General features: G+C 72.0%; 20 protein-coding genes. 9 read left to right on the top strand and 11 right to left on the bottom strand.

The genetic code is table 11. From position 1 onward, the window contains the following. Positions 1-95: 95 nt before the first annotated feature. Positions 96-662 (bottom strand): O-methyltransferase, encoded by a 567-nt coding sequence (locus IEX47_RS06660; RefSeq protein ID WP_188783207.1) that lies wholly within the window; start codon positions 660-662, stop codon positions 96-98. Positions 663-898: 236 nt separating this feature from the next. Here IEX47_RS06660 and IEX47_RS18095 point away from each other — a divergent pair, with 236 nt between their 5' ends. The 4 genes from IEX47_RS18095 to IEX47_RS06645 all read left to right on the top strand — a co-directional run bounded on the left by IEX47_RS18095 (position 899) and on the right by IEX47_RS06645 (position 4,840). After that, positions 899-1,024, top strand: a complete 126-nt coding sequence (locus IEX47_RS18095) for a hypothetical protein (protein WP_268238954.1) — start codon at positions 899-901, stop codon at positions 1,022-1,024. Between the two features lie 11 nt (positions 1,025-1,035). Beyond that, the gene (locus IEX47_RS06655; protein WP_188783206.1) at positions 1,036-2,094 is read left to right on the top strand and encodes a 3-isopropylmalate dehydrogenase; all 1,059 of its coding nucleotides are present in this window, start codon (positions 1,036-1,038) and stop codon (positions 2,092-2,094) included. A 113-nt stretch (positions 2,095-2,207) separates the two neighbouring features. Then, positions 2,208-3,290, top strand: coding sequence for a branched-chain amino acid aminotransferase (locus IEX47_RS06650; RefSeq protein ID WP_188783205.1), 1,083 nt, complete (start codon positions 2,208-2,210; stop codon positions 3,288-3,290). Positions 3,291-3,292: 2 nt separating this feature from the next. Beyond that, the gene (locus tag IEX47_RS06645; RefSeq protein WP_188783204.1) at positions 3,293-4,840 is read left to right on the top strand and encodes a serine/threonine-protein kinase; all 1,548 of its coding nucleotides are present in this window, start codon (positions 3,293-3,295) and stop codon (positions 4,838-4,840) included. Positions 4,841-4,988: 148 nt separating this feature from the next. Here the strand turns inward: IEX47_RS06645 and IEX47_RS06640 are convergent, their stop codons facing one another. Continuing rightward, positions 4,989-5,651, bottom strand: a complete 663-nt coding sequence (locus IEX47_RS06640; RefSeq protein ID WP_188783203.1) for a MerR family transcriptional regulator — start codon at positions 5,649-5,651, stop codon at positions 4,989-4,991. A gap of 231 nt (positions 5,652-5,882) precedes the next feature. Between IEX47_RS06640 and cimA the strand changes: the two genes are divergently transcribed. After that, entirely contained in the window at positions 5,883-7,481 is a 1,599-nt protein-coding gene (cimA, locus tag IEX47_RS06635) for a citramalate synthase (RefSeq protein WP_188783202.1), read from the top strand. A 109-nt stretch (positions 7,482-7,590) separates the two neighbouring features. After that, positions 7,591-8,118, top strand: a complete 528-nt coding sequence (locus IEX47_RS06630) for an NAD(P)H-dependent oxidoreductase (protein WP_188783201.1) — start codon at positions 7,591-7,593, stop codon at positions 8,116-8,118. Between the two features lie 165 nt (positions 8,119-8,283). Here IEX47_RS06630 and bioD read toward each other — a convergent pair whose 3' ends face one another. Genes bioD through bioB form a run of 4 tightly spaced genes read right to left on the bottom strand, consistent with a single transcriptional unit; the run spans position 8,284 to position 12,634 of the window. After that, positions 8,284-8,964, bottom strand: coding sequence for a dethiobiotin synthase (gene bioD / locus IEX47_RS06625; RefSeq protein ID WP_188783200.1), 681 nt, complete (start codon positions 8,962-8,964; stop codon positions 8,284-8,286). Beyond that, a complete protein-coding gene (locus tag IEX47_RS06620) occupies positions 8,961-10,088 on the bottom strand; it encodes an 8-amino-7-oxononanoate synthase (RefSeq protein WP_188783199.1) in 1,128 nt (375 codons plus the stop codon). The genes bioD and IEX47_RS06620 overlap by 4 nt, the downstream gene beginning before the upstream one ends. Then, complete coding sequence (locus IEX47_RS06615) at positions 10,085-11,404, bottom strand: adenosylmethionine--8-amino-7-oxononanoate transaminase (RefSeq protein ID WP_229662683.1); 1,320 nt, start codon at positions 11,402-11,404, stop codon at positions 10,085-10,087. Before IEX47_RS06615 ends, IEX47_RS06620 begins: the two co-directional genes overlap by 4 nt. A 6-nt stretch (positions 11,405-11,410) precedes the next feature. Further along, positions 11,411-12,634 carry a biotin synthase BioB gene (gene bioB / locus IEX47_RS06610; protein WP_188783198.1) on the bottom strand — a complete coding sequence of 408 codons (1,224 nt, stop codon included), beginning with the start codon at positions 12,632-12,634 and terminating at the stop codon, positions 11,411-11,413. Between the two features lie 106 nt (positions 12,635-12,740). On the opposite strand from bioB, the gene IEX47_RS06605 reads away from it, so the two are divergent. Both IEX47_RS06605 and IEX47_RS06600 read left to right on the top strand, forming a co-directional pair. Then, positions 12,741-13,298 carry a TetR family transcriptional regulator gene (locus tag IEX47_RS06605; RefSeq protein ID WP_229662682.1) on the top strand — a complete coding sequence of 186 codons (558 nt, stop codon included), beginning with the start codon at positions 12,741-12,743 and terminating at the stop codon, positions 13,296-13,298. Positions 13,299-13,343: 45 nt separating this feature from the next. After that, a complete protein-coding gene (locus tag IEX47_RS06600; protein WP_188783196.1) occupies positions 13,344-13,613 on the top strand; it encodes a hypothetical protein in 270 nt (89 codons plus the stop codon). Positions 13,614-13,636: 23 nt separating this feature from the next. On the opposite strand, the gene IEX47_RS06595 is transcribed toward IEX47_RS06600, so the two are convergent. Continuing rightward, positions 13,637-15,103, bottom strand: a complete 1,467-nt coding sequence (locus IEX47_RS06595; RefSeq protein ID WP_188783195.1) for an adenylate/guanylate cyclase domain-containing protein — start codon at positions 15,101-15,103, stop codon at positions 13,637-13,639. Between the two features lie 63 nt (positions 15,104-15,166). Next, positions 15,167-15,661, bottom strand: a complete 495-nt coding sequence (locus tag IEX47_RS06590; RefSeq protein ID WP_188783194.1) for a GNAT family N-acetyltransferase — start codon at positions 15,659-15,661, stop codon at positions 15,167-15,169. A gap of 29 nt (positions 15,662-15,690) precedes the next feature. Here IEX47_RS06590 and IEX47_RS06585 point away from each other — a divergent pair, with 29 nt between their 5' ends. Continuing rightward, positions 15,691-15,948: a hypothetical protein gene (locus IEX47_RS06585; protein ID WP_188783193.1), complete on the top strand. Its 258-nt coding sequence runs from the start codon at positions 15,691-15,693 to the stop codon at positions 15,946-15,948. Positions 15,949-16,070: 122 nt separating this feature from the next. Here IEX47_RS06585 and IEX47_RS06580 read toward each other — a convergent pair whose 3' ends face one another. Genes IEX47_RS06580 through IEX47_RS06570 form a run of 3 tightly spaced genes read right to left on the bottom strand, consistent with a single transcriptional unit; the run spans position 16,071 to position 18,499 of the window. Beyond that, on the bottom strand, positions 16,071-16,883 hold the full coding sequence (locus IEX47_RS06580; RefSeq protein ID WP_229662681.1) for a 3-methyladenine DNA glycosylase: 813 nt from the start codon (positions 16,881-16,883) through the stop codon (positions 16,071-16,073). Between the two features lie 16 nt (positions 16,884-16,899). Then, positions 16,900-17,334 (bottom strand): acyl-CoA thioesterase, encoded by a 435-nt coding sequence (locus tag IEX47_RS06575; protein WP_229662680.1) that lies wholly within the window; start codon positions 17,332-17,334, stop codon positions 16,900-16,902. A 46-nt stretch (positions 17,335-17,380) separates the two neighbouring features. Then, entirely contained in the window at positions 17,381-18,499 is a 1,119-nt protein-coding gene (locus IEX47_RS06570) for a DUF2306 domain-containing protein (protein WP_188783192.1), read from the bottom strand. Positions 18,500-18,565 lie beyond the last annotated feature (66 nt).

Raw genomic sequence — 18,565 nt, 5'->3', positions numbered from 1 at the left:
CACTGACCGGGCGGGCCCCGGGGACACGTTCCCCGGGGCCCGCCCGTCTGTGTCGTCGGGAGGTGCGCAGGGGTGGGTGCAGGATCAGCAGGGGGTCAGCGGCGGGTGGCGATGACGGCGGAGGCGTCGGCCGCGACCATCACCTCGACGCTCACGAAGCGCTCGTCGCTGAGCCACTCCTCGCGCAGGGTGTCGACGCGGCCGTCGGCCACGGGCGGCCAGCCGGCGCACGGCACGAAGTCGTCGAGCACGACGATGCCGCCGGGCTCCACCAGGTCGGCGATCGAGTCGACGCCGACCTCCTTGGGGGAGCCGGAGTCGAGGAAGAGCAGCGCGAACGGGCCCTTGTCGCGCAGCGTCGACCAGTCCGCGGCGAGCACCTCGACCTGCGGGTCGTCGACGAAGATCTCCTGGGCCGCACCGGCCAGCTTCGCGTCGAGCTCGGCGGTCAGGATCATCGACCCCGGCCGTACGCCGCTGCGCAGCCAGGCGGTGCCGACGCCGCAGCCGGTGCCGAACTCGGCGAGCGTTCCCGCGCGCGTGGCTGCGAGGGCGGCGAGGAGGCGACCGGTCTCGTTGCGGCAGAACGAGACGTAGCCGGCCCGGCGCGAGACGTCGAAGGCGCGCGACACGACGGCGGGCAGATCCGGGGGCGCGCTCATGTGAGGAGTGTTCCTTTCGGGGCGTGTGCATGAGACATCCATCTCGGATCCTGAGCGAGGTTCGAGAAATTCATGACACATGCCCGTAACACGACGTACGGTATGTCCACCATGTTCGGCGTGCTCGTACTCATCGACTGCCGCGGCGGGGCCTGATACGGAAGGCCACCTCGTCGCGGTGTTCGGCGTTGCGGTCTTCCTTCCCCCTCTCATCACCCGCGACACGGAGTCACGCCATGAACCACCCGATCACCTTCTGGGGCCCGGCCAACCACAACCCGGAGAACCCGACCTCCTTCGAGGCCGTTGCGCAGGCGCTTGACCTGCGAGACACGGCGGGCTTCGCGCCCGAGGACAACTAGGTTTCTTTGTCATGACCAGCATCAAGCTCGCCGTCATCCCCGGTGACGGCATCGGCCAGGAAGTCGTGCCCGAGGCCCTCAAGGTCCTCGACGCCGCCACCCCGCTCATCGGTGGGGGAGTGACCTTCGAGAAGACCAGCTACGACCTCGGTGCGGAGCGCTACCTCGCCACCGGCGAGGTCCTGCCCGACTCGGTGCTGGACGAGATCCGCACGCAGGACGCGATCCTGCTCGGCGCCGTCGGCGGCAAGCCCGGCGACCCGAACCTGCCCCCGGGCATCCTCGAGCGCGGCCTGCTGCTCAAGCTCCGCTTCGAGCTCGACCACTACGTCAACCTGCGTCCGTCGAAGCTCTTCCCCGGCGCCGCCTCGCCGCTCGCCAACCCCGGCGACATCGACTTCGTCGTCGTCCGCGAGGGCACCGAGGGCCCCTACACCGGCAACGGTGGCTCGATCCGCGTCGGCACCCCGGCCGAGGTCGCCACCGAGGTCAGCCTCAACACGGCGTTCGGTGTGGAGCGCGTCGTCCGCGACGCCTTCGCCCGCGCCCAGAAGCGCCGCAAGAAGCTCACGCTGGTCCACAAGACCAACGTCATCGTCAACGCGGGCAAGATCTGGACCCGCCTGGTCGACCAGGTCGGCGCGGAGTACCCCGACGTCGCGGTCGACTACCAGCACGTCGACGCGATGATGATCCACCTGGTCGTCAACCCGTCGCAGTTCGACGTCATCGTCACCGACAACCTCTTCGGCGACATCGTCACCGACCTCGCCGCCGCCGTCACCGGTGGCATCGGCCTGGCTGCCTCGGGCAACGTCAACCCCGACCGCACCACGCCGTCGATGTTCGAGCCGGTCCACGGCTCCGCCCCCGACATCGCGGGCCAGCAGAAGGCCGACCCGACCGCCGCCATCGGCTCGGTCGCGCTCATGCTCGACCACCTCGGCTACGCCGACGCGGCCGCCGCTGTCGACGCGGCGATCGTCAAGGACCTGGAGAGCCGCCAGGGCGCTCCCGCCCGGCGTACCTCCGAGGTGGGCGACGCGATCGCCGCCCTCGTAGCCGGCTGAGGCCCGCACCCCCACTCATCGGGGCGCCGGGCACGGTCATTCATTGATCGGGCCCGGCGTCTCTGGCATTTCTTGGCCCCTTTCTCATCCGGAGGTTGGATACCGTGAGCCCCATGCAGATCAGCACCACCCCGGCGACGCAGCCCGTGACCGACGAGCGCCTCGCGGAGATCCTGGCCGACCCCGGGTTCGGCACCTTCTTCACCGACCACATGTTCACGGTGGAGTGGACCCCGGAGAAGGGCTGGCACGACGCGCGCATCACGCCGTACGGCCCGATCACGCTCGACCCGGCGACGGCCGTCCTGCACTATGCGCAGGAGACCTTCGAGGGCATGAAGGCCTACCGCCACGCCGACGGCTCGATCTGGACGTTCCGTCCGGAGAAGAACGCCGAGCGCATGGCGAAGTCGAGCCGCCGCCTGGCCCTGCCCGAGCTCCCGGTCGAGGAGTTCGTCGGCGCGGTCGACGCGCTGGTCCGCGCGGACGCGCGCTGGGTGCCGGACCCCGAGGGCGAGAAGAGCCTCTACATCCGGCCCTTCATGTTCGCCTCGGAGACGTTCCTCGGCGTCCGCCCGTCGCACCACGTGACGTTCATGGTCATCGCCTCGCCCGCGGGTGCGTACTTCAAGGGCGGCTTCAAGCCGGTCACCCTCTGGCTCACCACGGAGTACACCCGCGCCGGCCGCGGAGGCATGGGCGACGCCAAGACCGGCGGCAACTACGCCTCGTCCCTCGTCGCGCAGCAGGAGGCCTACGCCCAGGGCTGCGACCAGGTCGTCTTCCTCGACGCCCAGGAGTCGACGTACGTCGAGGAGCTCGGCGGCATGAACCTCTACTTCGTCTTCAAGGACGGCACCGTCGTGACGCCGTCCACCACGGGCACGATCCTCGAGGGCATCACGCGCGCCTCGATCGTCGAGATCGCCGGCGGGCTCGGCCACAAGGTCGAGGAGCGGAAGTTCTCCATCGACGAGTGGCGCGACGGCGTCGCCAGCGGTGACATCGTCGAGATCTTCGCGTGCGGCACCGCCGCGGTCGTCACCCCGGTCGGCACCCTCAAGTGGGACGGCGGCGAGACGCCGGCCCCGACGACCGAGGCAGGCGAGCTCACCACGAAGATCCGCCAGGCGCTGGTCGACATCCAGTTCGGTCGCGCGGAGGACACCTTCGGCTGGATGCACAAGGTCGTCTGAGCGTGGAGGAGGTCCGGGTCGGCGACTGGACGCTGCTCCGCCGGCTCGGCGAGGGCGGCATGGGTGTCGTCCACCTCGCGGAGGACGAGCGCGGCCGCCTCGCGGCGCTGAAGGTGCTCCGCCCGCACGTCGTCGGTGACGAGGAGGCACGCACGCGCCTCGAGCGCGAGGTCGCCACCCTGTCGCGCGTGCAGTCGCCGTACGTCGCCGAGATCATCGACGCCGACCCGTGGGGCCCGGTTCCCTTCGTCGCCACCCGGTACGTCGACGGACCGTCGCTCCACGACGAGGTCACCGACAACGGGCCCTTCGGTGGCGCGGACCTGCGGCGGCTCGCGATCGGCCTGGCCAAGTCGCTCCAGGCGGTCCATGGCGCCGGTGTGCTGCACCGCGACGTGAAGCCCTCCAACGTCGTGCTCGACGGCATGACGCCCGTGCTCATCGACTTCGGCCTCGCGCGCCTGGGCAACGACACGAAGATCACGCGCACCGGCTTCCTGCTCGGCACGCCCGGCTACCTCGCGCCCGAGGTGCTCGGCGGTGAGGAGCCCGGCCCGCACGCCGACGTCCACTCGTGGGCCGCGACGGTCGCCTTCGCCGGCACCGGCAACGCGCCGTACGGCTCGGGCCACGCGATGGCGGTGATGGACCGCGTACGCCGTGGCGAGCACGACCTGACCGGGCTCGACCCGGCCCTGCGCATCTCCGTCGAGGCTGCCCTCGACCCCGACCCGCTGCGGCGGCCCACCCTCGGCGCGCTGGTCCGGGTGCTCGACGCACGTCGCGCGCCGTCCGCTGCGGCCACGGCTGCTGCGCTGACGGCTCCGGTCGCGGCACCGGCCGGCGTACCTCCGCAGGCGCAGGCGCCGGCGACGCAGGTGCTGCCGCCCGAGCGCGTCGTGCTCGCTGACGCCGACCTGGAGGAGGAGCCGCCGCTCTGGTCGGAGCCGCCCGTCAGGCCCCGCGTGCCGGTGGGGGAGCGGCTCCGCCGCTGGACCCTCGGACTCGGGCTGCTGCTCCTCGTTGCCGCCGGGGTCGCGGCCGCGCCGGTGCCGGTGCTCGCGGGCCTCGCGCTCGTGGTCGCCGTCCTCCGCTGGGGCGCGGTGACCGCCGACGGTCACCGCTCGCGCCGCGAGGCGCGTGGTCGCAAGCGGTGGTACGACGTGCCGCACTCGTTCGTGATGACCCCCGTCGACCTCTTCGTGTCGCTGCCGGTGACGCTCCTGCTCTGCCTGGCCGCCGCCGCGGTGGGGGGCGTCGCCCTGCTGATCGCCGGTGTGGCCGGTGCCCCGCACTGGCAGTGGCCGGCATGGACCGGCCTCGGGGTCGGCCTCGGCCTGGCGCTCGGGCCCGGATCCGCCCGCCTGCGCCGTCCGGTTCGCGGCCTCCTGAACCCCCTCGCGCGCACCGGCGGCGGCTGGCTGCTGACCGCCGCGCTCATGCTCGCCCTCGCTGCCGCGCTGGCGTGGTCGCTGCGGAGCAACGGCGTGCAGTGGGCGCCGCTCAGCGAGGCGCCCTGGGACCTTGACTGGAAGAGCTGGCTGCACTGACGGTGCTCCCGACCGCCGCGCGGGTCAGCACGATCGGGCGCCCACGGTGAACGTTGGCTGACGTGACACCGCCGCAATGTCACAAGCGGCCAAGCTGTCACGGTGACAGCTTGGCCGCTTGCGGCGTACGGGCGTGGGGCGCGGTGCGTCAGGCGGACGGGATCGTGGTGACCCGCTGGCCCGGCACGCGGGTGCGCTGGCGGGCGATCTGGTTCTCGACAGCGAGGCGGCGCAGCGCGGTGAAGAAGGCGTCGTAGAGCGCCGTGCCGGCGGCTGCGACCAGGGCGCGGACGGCGGGCTCGGCCTCGGTCACCGTGGCGACGTCGTTGCGGGCGACGTGGGAGGCGGCCTCGGCGTAGACGCGCATGCGCTCGGCGGTGGGCGCCACTCCGATGCTCTGCAGAGCGGCGAGCGCGTTGGCCAGCGCGGGCAGATGGGGGGAGTGCTCGCTGATGCTCCAGCCGAGCTGCTCGACGACCTCACGCGCCGCGGCCACGTCGATGTGGGCGGCGTCGACATCCGTCGACTCGGCGGTGGCCAGGGAGACCATCTCGATCGTGTCGAGCGGAGCAGCGTCGGGCGACGCCTGCGGCGCGGCGAGCGCGGCCAGCACCCGCTGGATCTCGGCGTGGCTCAGCTTGCCGGTCTCGAGGAGCGCACGCACGAGGCGAAGGCGCTCGAGGTGGCTCTCGTCGTAGATCGCCTGCGTGGCACTGGTCGCCCGACCAGGATGCAGGAGCCCGGTCCGCAGGTAGAACTTGACCGTGCCAACGGGCAGGTCTGCGGCCTGACTGAGCTGACTGATGCGCATGACGTGGTACTTCCTCCCTATTGCCCCCGAGCGGCAGTCTACGTGGGACGGGCCGGGCTCGCACATGTGGACATGCCATGGGCATGGCACAATGGCCGCCATGCAGTGCACGATCATCATTCGCTAGCGCGTCAGCCACACCGGCCGACGCGCAACCTCTCGTCCGCGAGGGGTTTTTTTGTTTGCTGCACCGAATCATTTGCGAGACCGATCTACCAAGAGTGGGGACCGATGGACCTGCAGGGCGCGTTCCACGTCTACGACACGACGCTGCGCGACGGCATGCAGCAGGAGGGGCTCAACCCCACCGTCGCTGACAAGCTCGCCATCGCCCGCCAGCTCGACGAGCTCGGCGTCGGGTTCATCGAGGGCGGCTGGCCGGGTGCCAACCCCAAGGACACCGAGTTCTTCCGTCGCGCGGCGACCGAGCTCGACCTGAAGCACGCGAAGCTCGCTGCGTTCGGCGCCACCCGCCGTGCCGGCGTACGCGCTGCCGACGACCCGCTCGTGGCGGCCCTGCGCGACTCCGGCGCTCCGGTCGTGACCCTCGTGGCGAAGTCGCACGACCGCCACGTCGAGCTCGCGCTCCGCACCACGCTCGAGGAGAACCTCGCGATGGTGCGCGACACCGTCGCCCACCTGACGGCCGAGGGCCAGCGTGTCTTCCTCGACGCCGAGCACTTCTTCGACGGCTACCGCGACAACCGGGCCTACGCGCTGGAGGTGCTGCGCACGGCGTTCGAGGCGGGCGCAGAGGTCGCCGCCCTGTGTGACACCAACGGCGGCATGCTCCCCTCCTGGGTCGCCGACGTCGTCGCCGACGTCCACGCGAACGCCCTGGGCAGCGGTGTCGGCCGGGTCGGCATCCACTGCCACAACGACACCGGGTGCGCCGTCGCCAACACGCTCGCGGCCGTCGACGCGGGCGCGACGCACGTGCAGGGCACGATCAACGGCTACGGCGAGCGCACGGGCAACGCCGACCTGATCTCCGTCGTCGCCAACCTCGAGCTCAAGCTCGACCGCCAGGTCCTGCCGCAGGGCCTGCTCCGCGAGGCCACGCGCATCGCCCACGGCATCGCCGAGGTCACCAACGTCCCGCCCGCTTCCCGCCAGCCGTACGTCGGCACGTCGGCGTTCGCGCACAAGGCGGGGCTCCACGCGTCGGCGATCAAGGTCGACCCGATGCTCTACCAGCACATGGACCCGATGGGCGTCGGCAACGACATGCGTCTGCTCGTCTCCGACATGGCCGGCCGCGCGAGCATCGAGCTCAAGGGCAAGGAGCTCGGCTTCGACCTGTCCGGCGACAAGGGCCTGCTGACCGCCATCACCGACAAGGTGAAGGAGCTCGAGTCGCGCGGCTTCACCTTCGAGGCTGCGGACGCGTCGTTCGAGCTGCTGCTGGTCGAGATGGTCGAGGGGCGTCGCCCGTCGTACTTCGAGGTCGAGTCGTGGCGGGTCATCACCGAGACGCAGCCCGACGGGCACGACGCGACCTGTGAGGCGACGGTCAAGCTGCACGCCGAGGGGGAGCGGTTCGTCGTCGTCGGCGAGGGCAACGGCCCGGTCAACGCGCTCGACCACGCGCTGCGCCAGGCGATCGGCCAGGCCTATCCCGAGGTGGCGAAGTTCGAGCTGATCGACTTCAAGGTCCGGATCCTCGACCAGGGTCACGGCACCGACGCGATCACCCGGGTCCTCATCGAGACCACCGACGGTGCCTCGTCGTGGGTCACCGTGGGTGTCGGCCCCAACATCATCGAGGCCTCGTGGCAGGCGCTGACCGACAGCGTCACCTACGGCCTGCGCAAGCACCACCAGCGCTGACGTCCGCAGGGGCGATGTGGCCCAGATCACGAAGCGGTGCCGGGAATGCATCCGGGCACGGCTTCGTTGACATGTCCACTATCCGCTCTTCACTCCCAGGAGAACTCCCGTGACCAAGGTCCTCGCTCTCGTCGGCTCCCTTCGCGCCGACTCCGTCAACCGCAAGCTCGTCGAGGCCGTCCAGGCGCAGGCCCCGGAGGGCGTGACCATCGAGATCGCCCAGGGCCTCGGTGACATCCCGTTCTACAACGAGGACATCGACGGCGACGCTGCGCCGGCCGCCGCTGTCGCGCTGCGCGAGGCTGTCGCCTCCGCGGACCGCCTCCTCTTCGTCGTCCCCGAGTACAACGGCTCGACGCCGGCCGTCGTCGCCAACGCCATCGACTGGGCCTCGCGTCCGTACGGCGCCGGCTCCATCACCGGCAAGCCCACCGCTGTCGTCGGCACCGCCGTCGGCCAGTTCGGTGGCCAGTGGGCGCACCAGGACACCCGCAAGTCCGCCGGCGTTGCCGGCGCGAAGGTCGTCGAGGAGATCGAGCTCTCCCACGCCTACGCCTGGGGCACCGACCCGTCCCAGGACGCCGAGATCGTCGCGAAGTTCACCGAGGCCGTCCAGAAGCTGGCCGCCGCCAACTGACCTTCCCGCGCCGAGGCGTCGCACACCGACGCCTGAAGGCTGCCGAGGCGTCGCAAACCGACGTCCGGAGCATGTCGAGGCGGCGCAAACCTGCGCGAGATCCGCAGGTTTGCGCCGCCTCGACGCATTTCTGCTGCGAGTCTGCGCCGCCCCGGCGGCAGGGGACTAGGACGTGAACCAGGCGGGGGCCTGGGCCCGGAACTCCTCCGGGGCGAGGCGTCCGGCGTTCGCGGGCAGCACGGCCACCACCGGTACGCCGGTGACGCGGGCGAGCTCGGTCCGGTTCAGCTCCGAGGCCTGGTCGGGCTCCGACGGCCAGCTGCCGATGACCAGGCCGGCCGGCTCGAGGCCCGCGTGGCGCAGGGCCTGCACGGTGAGCTCGGTGTGGTTGAGCGTGCCGAGGCCGGCCCGGGTGACGACGTACACGGCGACGGGCTCGCGCTTGGCCAGGTCGGCGGCGAGGTCGAGGAGGGTGCCGCCGTCGGTGTCGAGGCGGACCAGCAGGCCGCCCGCGCCCTCGACGACCACGGTCGGATGGTCGGCGAGCAGGTGCCGGATCGCCGTGGCGTGCGACTGCACCGACGGGATCGTGACGTCGCGCAGGCGGGCTGCGGTGTCGGGCGCGAGCGGGTCCTCGAGCTCCACGAACTGCCGTGTCGGCGCGCCCGAGAGCCGGGCGACGACGTCGATGTCGCGCTCCTCGCCGTTGCCCGGCGCGATGCCGGTCTGGGCCGGCTTCACGACCAGCGGCTGCCCGAGGTGTACGGCGAGTGCAGCGGTGGCGATCGTCTTGCCGACGTCGGTGTCCGTGCCGGTCACGATGACGACCCGCGGCGACGTGCTCATCGGTGCTCCTTCGAGGCGCGGGTGACGACGTCGGTGGCGTGGGCCCAGTCGGCGTCGGGGACGCCGGCGTTCGTGGTGATGCGCAGGCGGCTGACGCCGTCGGGCACGGACGGCGGCCGGAAGCAGGCCACCCGCACGCCCTCCTCGAGGCAGGCAGCCTGGGCCGCGAGCGCGGCCTGCGGCGACGGCATCGGCACCGAGAGGACGGCGCCGGCCGGTGCCTCCACGGCGAGCGCCGCAGCGAGCGCGTCGACCCGCGTGCGGATGACGCCGGGCAGGTCGGGGTGGCCCACCAGGTGGCGCAGCGAGGCCAGTGCGCCGGCGGTCGACGCGGGCGCGAGGCCGGTGTCGAAGATGAACGGTCGCGCGGCGTTGACCAGGTGCTCGCGGAAGCTCGCCGGGCCGAGCAGCACGCCTCCCTGGGCGCCCATTGCCTTGGACAGGGTCACGGTCAGCACGACGTGGGGGTGGCCGGCGAGACCCGCGGCGTGGACCAGCCCGCGGCCGCCCTCGCCGACGACGCCGACGCCGTGCGCCTCGTCGACGACCAGCAGCGCCCCGTGCTGCTCGGCCAGGGCCGCGAGCTCGGCCAGGGGAGCGGCGTCGCCGAGCACGGAGTAGATCGACTCGACGAGGACCAGCGTGCGCCGGCCCGGGTTGGCCGCGAGGATGCGCGCGACGTCGGCGGCGTCGTTGTGCCGTGCGACCGCGACGTCGGCGCGCGACAGCCGCACGGCGTCGATCAGCGAGGCGTGCACATGGGCGTCGGAGACGACCAGGTCGCCCTTGCCCACGAGCGCGGCGACCACGGAGAGGTTGGCGTGGTAGCCGGTGGAGAAGGCGAGCGCTGCCGGCCAGCCCGTGAACGCCGCGAGCTCGCGCTCCAGCGCGTCGTGCAGCTCGAGCGTGCCGGTGACGAGGCGTGAGGCACCCGCGCCCGCGCCCCAGGTGAGGGCGGCGTCGGCGGCCGCCCGGCGTACGTCGGGGTGGGTGGAGAGGCCGAGGTAGTCGTTGCCGGCGAGGTCGATCACCGGGTCGCCGGCGCCTCGAGGCTTGAGGATGCGCCGGAGGCCCGCGGCCTCGCGCTCGGCGACGCGGTCGGCGAACCACTGCTCCCAGTTCATGCCGTGGCCTCCAGTGATGCGTGGGTGGCGGCGTGGATCGCCGCGACGATGGTGTCGACCTCGTTGTCGCTGCAGACGTACGGCGGCATGGCGTAGACCAGCCGGCCGAACGGGCGCAGCCAGGCGCCGGCGGCGATCGCCGCGTCGGTCGCGGCCTTCACGTCGACGGGCTGCTCGAGCTCGACGACGCCCACCGCACCGATGCTCCGGACGTCGGCGACGCCGGGCAGCCCGCGCAGCGGCTCGAGGCCGTCGCGCAGCCGCTCGCCGATGCGCGCGACGTTCGCCTTCCAGTCGGCGCGGGTCAGGACGCGCAGCGACTCGATCGCGACGGCGCAGGCGAGCGGGTTGCCCATGAACGTCGGCCCGTGCATGAGGACGCCGGACTCGGAGGCCGAGATCGTCCGCGCCACGTGGTCGGTGGTCACCACCGCAGCGAGCGTCATGTAGCCGCCCGTGAGCGCCTTGCCGAGGCAGAGCACGTCGGGGCGGACCAGCTCGGAGACGAAGAGGTGGCCGGTGCGGCCGAAGCCGGTGGCGATCTCGTCGAAGACCAGCAGCAGCCCGTGCTCGTCGGCGACCTCGCGCATGATCTCGAGGCACGCGACGGGATAGGGGTGCATGCCGCCCGCGCCCTGGAGCAGCGGCTCGACGATGATGCCCGCGAGCTCGTGCGCGTGCTCCGCTGCGACCGCCTTGAAGGCGGTCGCCCAGGCCTCGATCTCGCCCGTCGCTGCGTCGTACGCCGGGGGCTGCGGGGCGAAGACGTGCTCGGGGAGGACGCCCTTCCACATCGCGTGCATCCCGCCGTCGGGGTCGGTCACCGACATCGGGTGGAACGTGTCGCCGTGGTAGCCCCCGCGGACGGTGAGGAACCTCCGGCGGGCCGGCTCACCGAGGCCGCGCTGGAACTGCAGCACCATCTTGAGCGCCACCTCGACGGCGACCGAGCCGGAGTCGGCGAGGAAGACCCGGTCGAGGCCTTCGGGGGTGAGCTCGACGAGCGCGCGCCCGAGGGTGACGGCGGGGGCGTGCGTCAGCCCGCCGAACATGACATGGCTGAAGCGGTCGACCTGGTCCTTGACGGCCTGGTCGAGCCGCGGGTGGCGGTAGCCGTGGATCGCCGACCACCACGAGCTCATCCCGTCGACGACGTTGACCGCGTCAGCGGGGGAGCCGGTCTCGGAGAGCCAGAGCCGGGCTCCCGAGGCGCCGACGACGGCCCGGACCTGGGTCGGGGCCGTCATCGACGTGTAGGGGTGCCACAGGTGCTCGCGGTCGAACGCGAGCAGGTCCTGCGCCACCACCGTGTCCATCAGGCGTCAGGCGTTCGCCGGGACCTCGGTGCCCGCGCCGCGGCGGCGGATCACCGGCTTGTGCGGGTCGACGGCCTCGGCAGCCTCGGCGGCCTTGGCCTCCGGGTTGAGGGCCGTGCAGCCACCGCAGCCGTCGCCGCAGGCCGAGCCGGCCGACGAGCCACACGGGGTCGTCGTGGCCGCAGCGTGGGCGTGGCCGCCACGGGGAGCGTTGAAGACCTCGTCGAAGGTGCCGTCGTTGAAGGCGTTCTCCTGGCCGAGGATCACGAAGCCGTTGTCGCGGATCATCTCGAGGTCGTCGCGCGCGTCCTGGCCGGTCGAGGTCAGGTAGTCGCCGAGGAAGATCGAGTTGGCGACGTGGAGCGCCTGGCCCTGGAGCGAGCGCAGGTGCATCTCGCGGCCACCGGCGATGCGGATCTCCTTGTCGGGGCAGACGAAGCGCGCCATCGCGAGGATCTTCAGGCAGCGCTGCGGGGAGAGCTCCCACGTGTTCTCGTACGGCGTGCCGTCGAACGGCATCAGGAAGTTGACCGGGATCGAGTCGGACTCGAGGGCCTTGAGCGCGAAGAGCGCCTCGACCAGCTGCTCGTCGCTCTCGCCGAGGCCCGCGATCAGGCCGGAGCAGGGGGAGAGGCCGGCGGACTTGGCCTTGCCGATGGTGTCCACGCGGTCGGCGTACGTGTGGGTCTGCACGATGTTGTCGTGGTTGGACTCGGCGGTGTTGATGTTGTGGTTGTAGGCGTCGACACCGGCGGCCTTGAGGCGCTCGGCCTGGCCGTCCTTGAGCAGGCCGAGGCAGGCACAGACCTCGACGCCCTCGTACTCGTCCTTGATCGCCTCGGTCATCTCGACGACCTTGTCGATGTCCTTGTTGGACGGGCCGCGGCCGGAGGAGACCATGCAGACGCGCGAGGCGCCGCCCTTGAGGCCGGCGCCGGCCTGGGCGATCGCGTCGTCCTTGGAGAGGTAGGAGTACTTGAGGATGTCGGCCTCGGAGCCGCGCGCCTGGCTGCAGTAGTTGCAGTTCTCGGGGCAGAGGCCGGACTTCAGGTTGACCAGGTAGTTGACCTTGACCGTGTTGCCGAAGTGCTCGCGGCGCAGGCGGCCGGCGGCGGCGACGATCGACATGAGCTCGAAGTCAGGAGCCTGCAGGACGGCGAGGGCGTCGGCCTCGCTCGCGGGCGTGCCGGCGAGGACCTTGTCGGCGATCTGGTCGAACTGCGTGCTCATGGTGCTCCTTGGGTCTTGCCCGGCCCCGTCGGGCGGACTCTTCACTGCCCGCGACGGTTTCAACGGCATGGGCTACCTGAACGATGTTCAGGTTAGGCTGTGCCCCGTGTCCGTGACAACTCGCTACCGCCGCGCCGACGTGATCGGGCGGGCGATCGACCTCCTCGACGAGGTCGGGCTGAGCGGTCTCTCGATGCGGCGCCTCGCCGGGGACCTCGGCGTACAGCCGAGTGCGCTCTACCACCACGTGGCGTCGAAGCAGGAGCTGCTCGGCGCGGTCGCGGACGAGATCCTGGCGCGAGGGCGGCGTTCGACCGAGGTGCTCGGCTGGCAGGACGAGCTCCGGCTGACCTGCCTCGAGCTCCGCGACACGATGCTGCGCCACCGCGACGGCGCCGCGCTGATCGCGCTGGCCCGCGCCGAGGGGGTCGGCGGCGACGAGCCGTTGCGGCGGATGGCGTCGGTGCTGGCCTTCAACGGCGCGGACCCCGAGCTGGCGCGCGTGGGCGCCCGGACGCTCTTCCACTTCGTCTTCGGGCACGTCGCCGACCGCCAGGCGCAGGGCGTCGTGAGCGCGGGCGGACGCGACGAGTCGGCAGACTTCGCGACGGGCTTGGGCATCGTCCTCGGCGGCCTTGAGGGGCGTCTCGCACAACACGCGTGAGACAAGGCTTGGGGAGAGGGCCTCTCACAGGTCAAGATGACCCCCATGCGTCGTCTCTCGGTCCTCCTCGTCCCGGTCGCCCTGCTGGTCGCGGCCTGTGGCGGCGACCCCGAGCCCGCGTCGACCCCGCTCCCGCCGACCACCCAGCAGTTCGTGCAGCAGGTGTGGGACGGCTGGACCAACGCCGACCGTGCCAAGACCTGCCACGACTATGCCAAGGAGCCGGTCCGCACGGTGGAGCACCTCTTCCCGGACAGCTCGGGCATCCCGGTCACCGACGTCAAGGCGCTGCTCGTGCGGGAGTGCAAGGCCTGAGTCCGGCCGCCTGACCCGCCGGGTCAGGACCGCGGCACGGCGATGCGGGTCTCCGCCGCACGTCCGCGCACGATGACCGGCTCCCGCTCGACCCAGTGCGCGGCCTCCTCGCCGGCGTCGGCGAGCAGCAGGGCGTTCGCGACGCAACGCTCGGGATGCTCCTTGGCGACCGACGTGAGGCGCGCGGCCTCGTTCACCGCGTCGCCGATGACGGTGTACTCGTAGCGGTCCGCCGAGCCGACGTTGCCGCAGACCACGGGGCCGCCCGAGATGCCGACGCCGGCCGCGATCTCGGGCACCTCGGCGTGGAGGCGGGCGGCGAGGACGCGGGCGGCAGCCAGGGCCCGGGTGTTGCGCTCCGCCACGGCGACGGGCGCGCCCCAGATCGCCAGCGCGGCGTCGCCCTCGAACTTGTTGATCCAGCCGTCGTGCTCGTGGATCACGTCGATGACGACGTCGAAGAAGCGGTTGAGGAGCGCGACGACACGGTCGGGGTCGAGCTCGGTCGCCATCGTCGTGGAGCCCATGACGTCGACGAAGAGCACCGTCACCTCGCGCACCTCGCCCCCCAGCCGTACGCCGGTCGTCAGCGCCTCGCGGGCGACGTCGACGCCGACGTGGCGACCGAAGAGGTCACGCAGCTGCTCCCGCTCGCGCAGGCCCGCGACCATGTCGTTGAACCCGGCCTGGAGCTCGCCGATCTCGGTGGCGTCGTCGATGCCGATCTGGATGTCGAACCGGCCCTTGCCGACCGCCGTCAGCGCCGAGCGCATCGCCCGGATCGGGTCGGCCGTCGTCTGTGCGGTGAGGAAGGTGGTCAGGCCACCGACGAGGATCACCACGGCGCCGAGCGCCATCATCGTGACGCCGAGCTGGACGTGCGTGGTGGCACCAGGCCCGAGGACGACGGCCATCAGGCCTGCCACCACCAGGCCGCCGGCAGAGGCGCCGGTGCTCAACAGCCAGGCCATGCCGAAGCGCGCAGCCACATGACGAGAGCGACGCCGGGCCGGCAGCCCGGTGACCAGCGCGGCCCGGTTGACCCGCCGGAGCCGGCGTTCGACGATCAGGAACGCGAGCGCCGAGACGGTCAGGCCCGTGAGGAAGACGATCCAGGTGATGAGGGCGGCGCGCCCCACGTGGCTCGGCGCGTTGACGGCGCCGAAGACGAGCGCGGCCGTGCCCCACAGGGCCAGGTGCAGCCAGGCGAACCACCGCGGCGCGGCCAGCAGCGCCGTCTTCTCCCGGTCGGTGGCCGGCCGCTCCTCGACGATCCAGCGGTCGAGGCGACGGTAGCGCCGCAGCCCGAGCCAGGTGCCGACGAGCACCGCCGAGGGCACGTAACCGCCCAGGACGGCGAGGTTGAGCAGCTCGATGTGGACGTCGTGCCGGCCCGGCAGCGGCACCACCCAGGCGGCAAGGGCGTAGACGACGGCAGCGCCGATCACGTTGGTGACGGTCAGCAGGACCGCGATCACGAACCTGGTCACGAACCGATTCGGCGGAGGGGGCATGCGCGAAGCCTAGGGACCACCAGCCTCGGCCGGAGGGAATCAGTCCGCGGCGTACGCCGGAGCGCCGAGCGCGGTGAGCGCGTCGCCGGTGAGGCGATGGACGGTCCACTCGTCCATCCCGACCGCGCCGAGGGAGCGGTAGAAGCCGATCGCCGGCTCGTTCCAGTCGAGTACCCACCACTCCAGCCGGCTGTAGCCGCGCTCGACGCACTCCTGAGCGAGTGCCGCGAGCAGGTCGCGCCCGAGCCCGAGCCCGCGGTGCTGGGGGCTGACGAAGAGGTCCTCGAGGTAGATCCCGTGCGTGCCCCGCCAGGTCGAGAAGTTGAGGAACCACAGCGCGATCCCGACCACCTCGCCCTCGTGCGTCGCCACGTGGCCGAAGAGCGCCGGGTTCGGGCTGAAGAGGGCGGCCTCGAGCTGCTCGACGGTCAGGTGGCACTCGTCCGGCGCCTTCTCGTACGTCGCCAGCTCGTGGACGAGCTGGACCGTCCGCTCGAGGTCGGCGGGGGTGATGCGGCGGATCGCGGTGCTCATGGCGCGAGTCTCCCAGTTACCGTCGAATCGTGGTCTTCCGAGCCAGACGGCTTCTCGTGGTGGCGCTGGGTGCCGGCGTCGTCCTGCTCCTCGTGAGCGTGGACCCGGCTGCCGCGGCCCTGCTCGTCGACGTCGAGCTGCTCGGGATCCGGGGGAGCGTGGGTCTGGCGATGACGCGGGATCAGCTGGGACTGGCCTGGGCCACGATCCGGACGGGTCCGACGGTCGTGCAGTTCGCCGCCGGCGTACGGCTGGTGCGGGCGGAGCCTCGTTCACTGCTCGCCTGAGGCCTCTTCTGCCTGAACCGACACGTTGACATGTCACTCACGGGAGTCGCCCGCTCAGCTCACGGTGCGTGACGCGTCAACGTGTCGGTTCGCGCAGACGGCCGACGAACGGGCCGCGCGGGTCACGCGAGCAGGCGCTCGCAGGCCGCGATCAGGGCGGCGCGGATCGGCGCACCACGCTCGGCGAAGGAGCGCTGGGCTGCGACGTACTCCGCCTTGCCCTCGGGCGTCTCGATCGGGACCGGCGTCCACGGCTCGCCGGTGGGGTCGAGGGTCCAGCCGCTCATGTCGTACGGCGCGGCGCGCATGTCGAGGATGCGGATCTCCCACGCGAGCTCGAAGGCGTCGGCGACGAGGTCGCTGCAGATCATCGGCGAGAGCCGGTACGCGTGCTTGTAGAGGTCCATGCCGCCGTGGAGGCACGCCGGCTGCTCGTACGCCGGACGGTCGCCCGGGCCGGGGGAGAGCGTGTTGAAGCCGACCGCCGACGGGGTGAAGAACCGGAACGCGTCGAAGTGCGAGCAGGCGATGCGGTGGTCCTCGGTGACCCGGTCGGTGGCGGCGGCGCCCAGGCGCAGCGGCATCGGGTGCCGGTTCTCGTCGGAGCCGTGGACCATCGCCCACTCGTGCAGGCCGAAACAGCCGAAGTTGCCTGCGCGCCCCGCCGTCGCGGCGAGCAGCTCGTGCACCTGCCGGATCCGGTCGCGCCGCCCGACGACGTACGGGTCGGAGGCGTCGAGCCCGGGATGCCAGCGCAGGAGCTGGGCGGGCCGGTGGTTGTAGTACGTGAAGAGGAAGTCGTGGACCGGGTGCTTCTCGCCCGCGGCCCGGCGGGCGAGGTGCGGCTCGACGTACGGCGCCAACCGGGCCCGGTGCGCGGCGGCACGGGCCTCGAGGTCGCGCGCGTTCGCCTCGCGCAGGTCCAGGACGGTCACGCCGTCAAGGATCCGGTCAGGCGGGGGAGCCCTGCAACTCGGCGATCGCGGCGCGCAGCGACGCCGGCCAGGTCGCCCGCGTCCCCGCGCGGTAGTCGAAGGCGACGATCCGCCCGCTGCCCTCGGCCGCGACCCGGTCGTGGGCGGTGCTCACCACGACGTAACGCATCGTGAACTCGCCGTCCTCGACGTCGGTCACGGTCGCGCCGATCCGCACCGCGTCGGGGTAGGTGAGGGGGACCCGGAAGCGGCAGTCGGTCGAGGCGAGGATCGGCCCGACGCCGGTGGCCTCCATGAGCTCCGCGATCCCGAGCGCCTCGAAGTAGGCGAGGCGGCCGTCCTCGAACCAGCGGAAGTATCGCGTGTTGTTGACGTGGCCGAAGGCGTCCATGTCGCCCCAGGCGACCGGGAAGTCGACGATGACCGGCATGCCCTCGAGGTGTTCGCTCACGGGCCCTTTCTACCGCGCCTCCGCGCCTCCGCGCTGCCCCGCTGGCTCAGGCGGTGGCGGGCTCTGGCGCCGTCCGGCGGGCCGGGCTCCTGCGACGCCAGGCCACCAGCACCAGGCCCAGGCTCAGCGTGACCGCGGGGCCGGTCAGCAGCGCGCCGTAGTACGCCTGCCCGGTGGTGAAGGGGAGGCGGTAGGCGAGCCAGAGTGCGGCGGTCGCGGGCGCTGCCAGGAGCATCGCCGCGTGGTGGATGGTCCAGTCCTCGCGCGCGGTCGGATCGTTCGCGGCACGCAGGTTCATGCCGGTCAGGAGCAGGCCGAGCGCGTTGGCGGCTGCCGCGGTGAGCGTGACCCGGTCGATCCCGTCGAAGGCCGCGCCATAGGCAACGGCGAGTCCTGCCAGGCCGATCGTCCCGAGCAGGAGCGGAGCCCAGGACACTGACCGGGGGAGCGGTCGGAGGTGATCGCGCCGGCGCGCGGCGGGGACGAGGCGGGCGGCGAGAAGAGCCGCCATCGGCGCCCAGACCGCCTCGATGGCACCGCCGGCGAGGTTGGTCACCTCCTGGGTCTGGTCCGGCCAGGCCAGCCCCAGCAGCAGGTAGCCCAGGCGCAGGAACGGCGCGGTGCAGAGCAGCGCGAACGCGTAGGTCATCAGCACCCGGTGGCTCGCCACCTGGCGCCCGCGGATCGCGGCCCAGCCGAGGAGCGTCGCGAGCAGCGTCCCGGAGGCCAGGGCGACCAGCTGGATGAAGAAGGCGGGTCCGTCGAACGTGCCGTCCGGGCCGACGAGGCCGAGGAACGTGAGTCCCGCCGTCATCGACACCGCGACGAGCATGACCTGCAGGCGACCGACCCAGCGGTGCACGGCGAGCCGGCGCCTGCTGCGCCGCGTCAGCTGGAAGACCGACAGCGTGATCGCGACGGAGGCCAGGAGGGTGTGCAGCAGGAGCACGACGCGGTGGTGCTGGTAGTTCTGCGCCTGGACCTCATGGATGGAGCCGGCGCCGAGGGCGTGGCGCTCGCCGACGGTCGCGGCGTACGCGTGGTCCCAGAGCTCAGGCCCACCGCCGAAGAGGCGTGCGGTGTACTCCGCGGCCATCGGGACGTAGAGCAGCACGATCGTTGCCGCGGTGATCCAGCCGAGGGTGGCCAGTCGGGGAGTGCGCATCAGGACCTCACTGGTATAACAGACGTTATGGACAAGTATCCCGCATTTGTAAACCAGGTGCGCCGG

It is taken from the genome of Nocardioides phosphati, from assembly GCF_014646375.1.
Classification (GTDB): domain Bacteria; phylum Actinomycetota; class Actinomycetes; order Propionibacteriales; family Nocardioidaceae; genus Nocardioides; species Nocardioides phosphati.
This window is presented reverse-complemented; position numbering and strand designations above follow the sequence as displayed.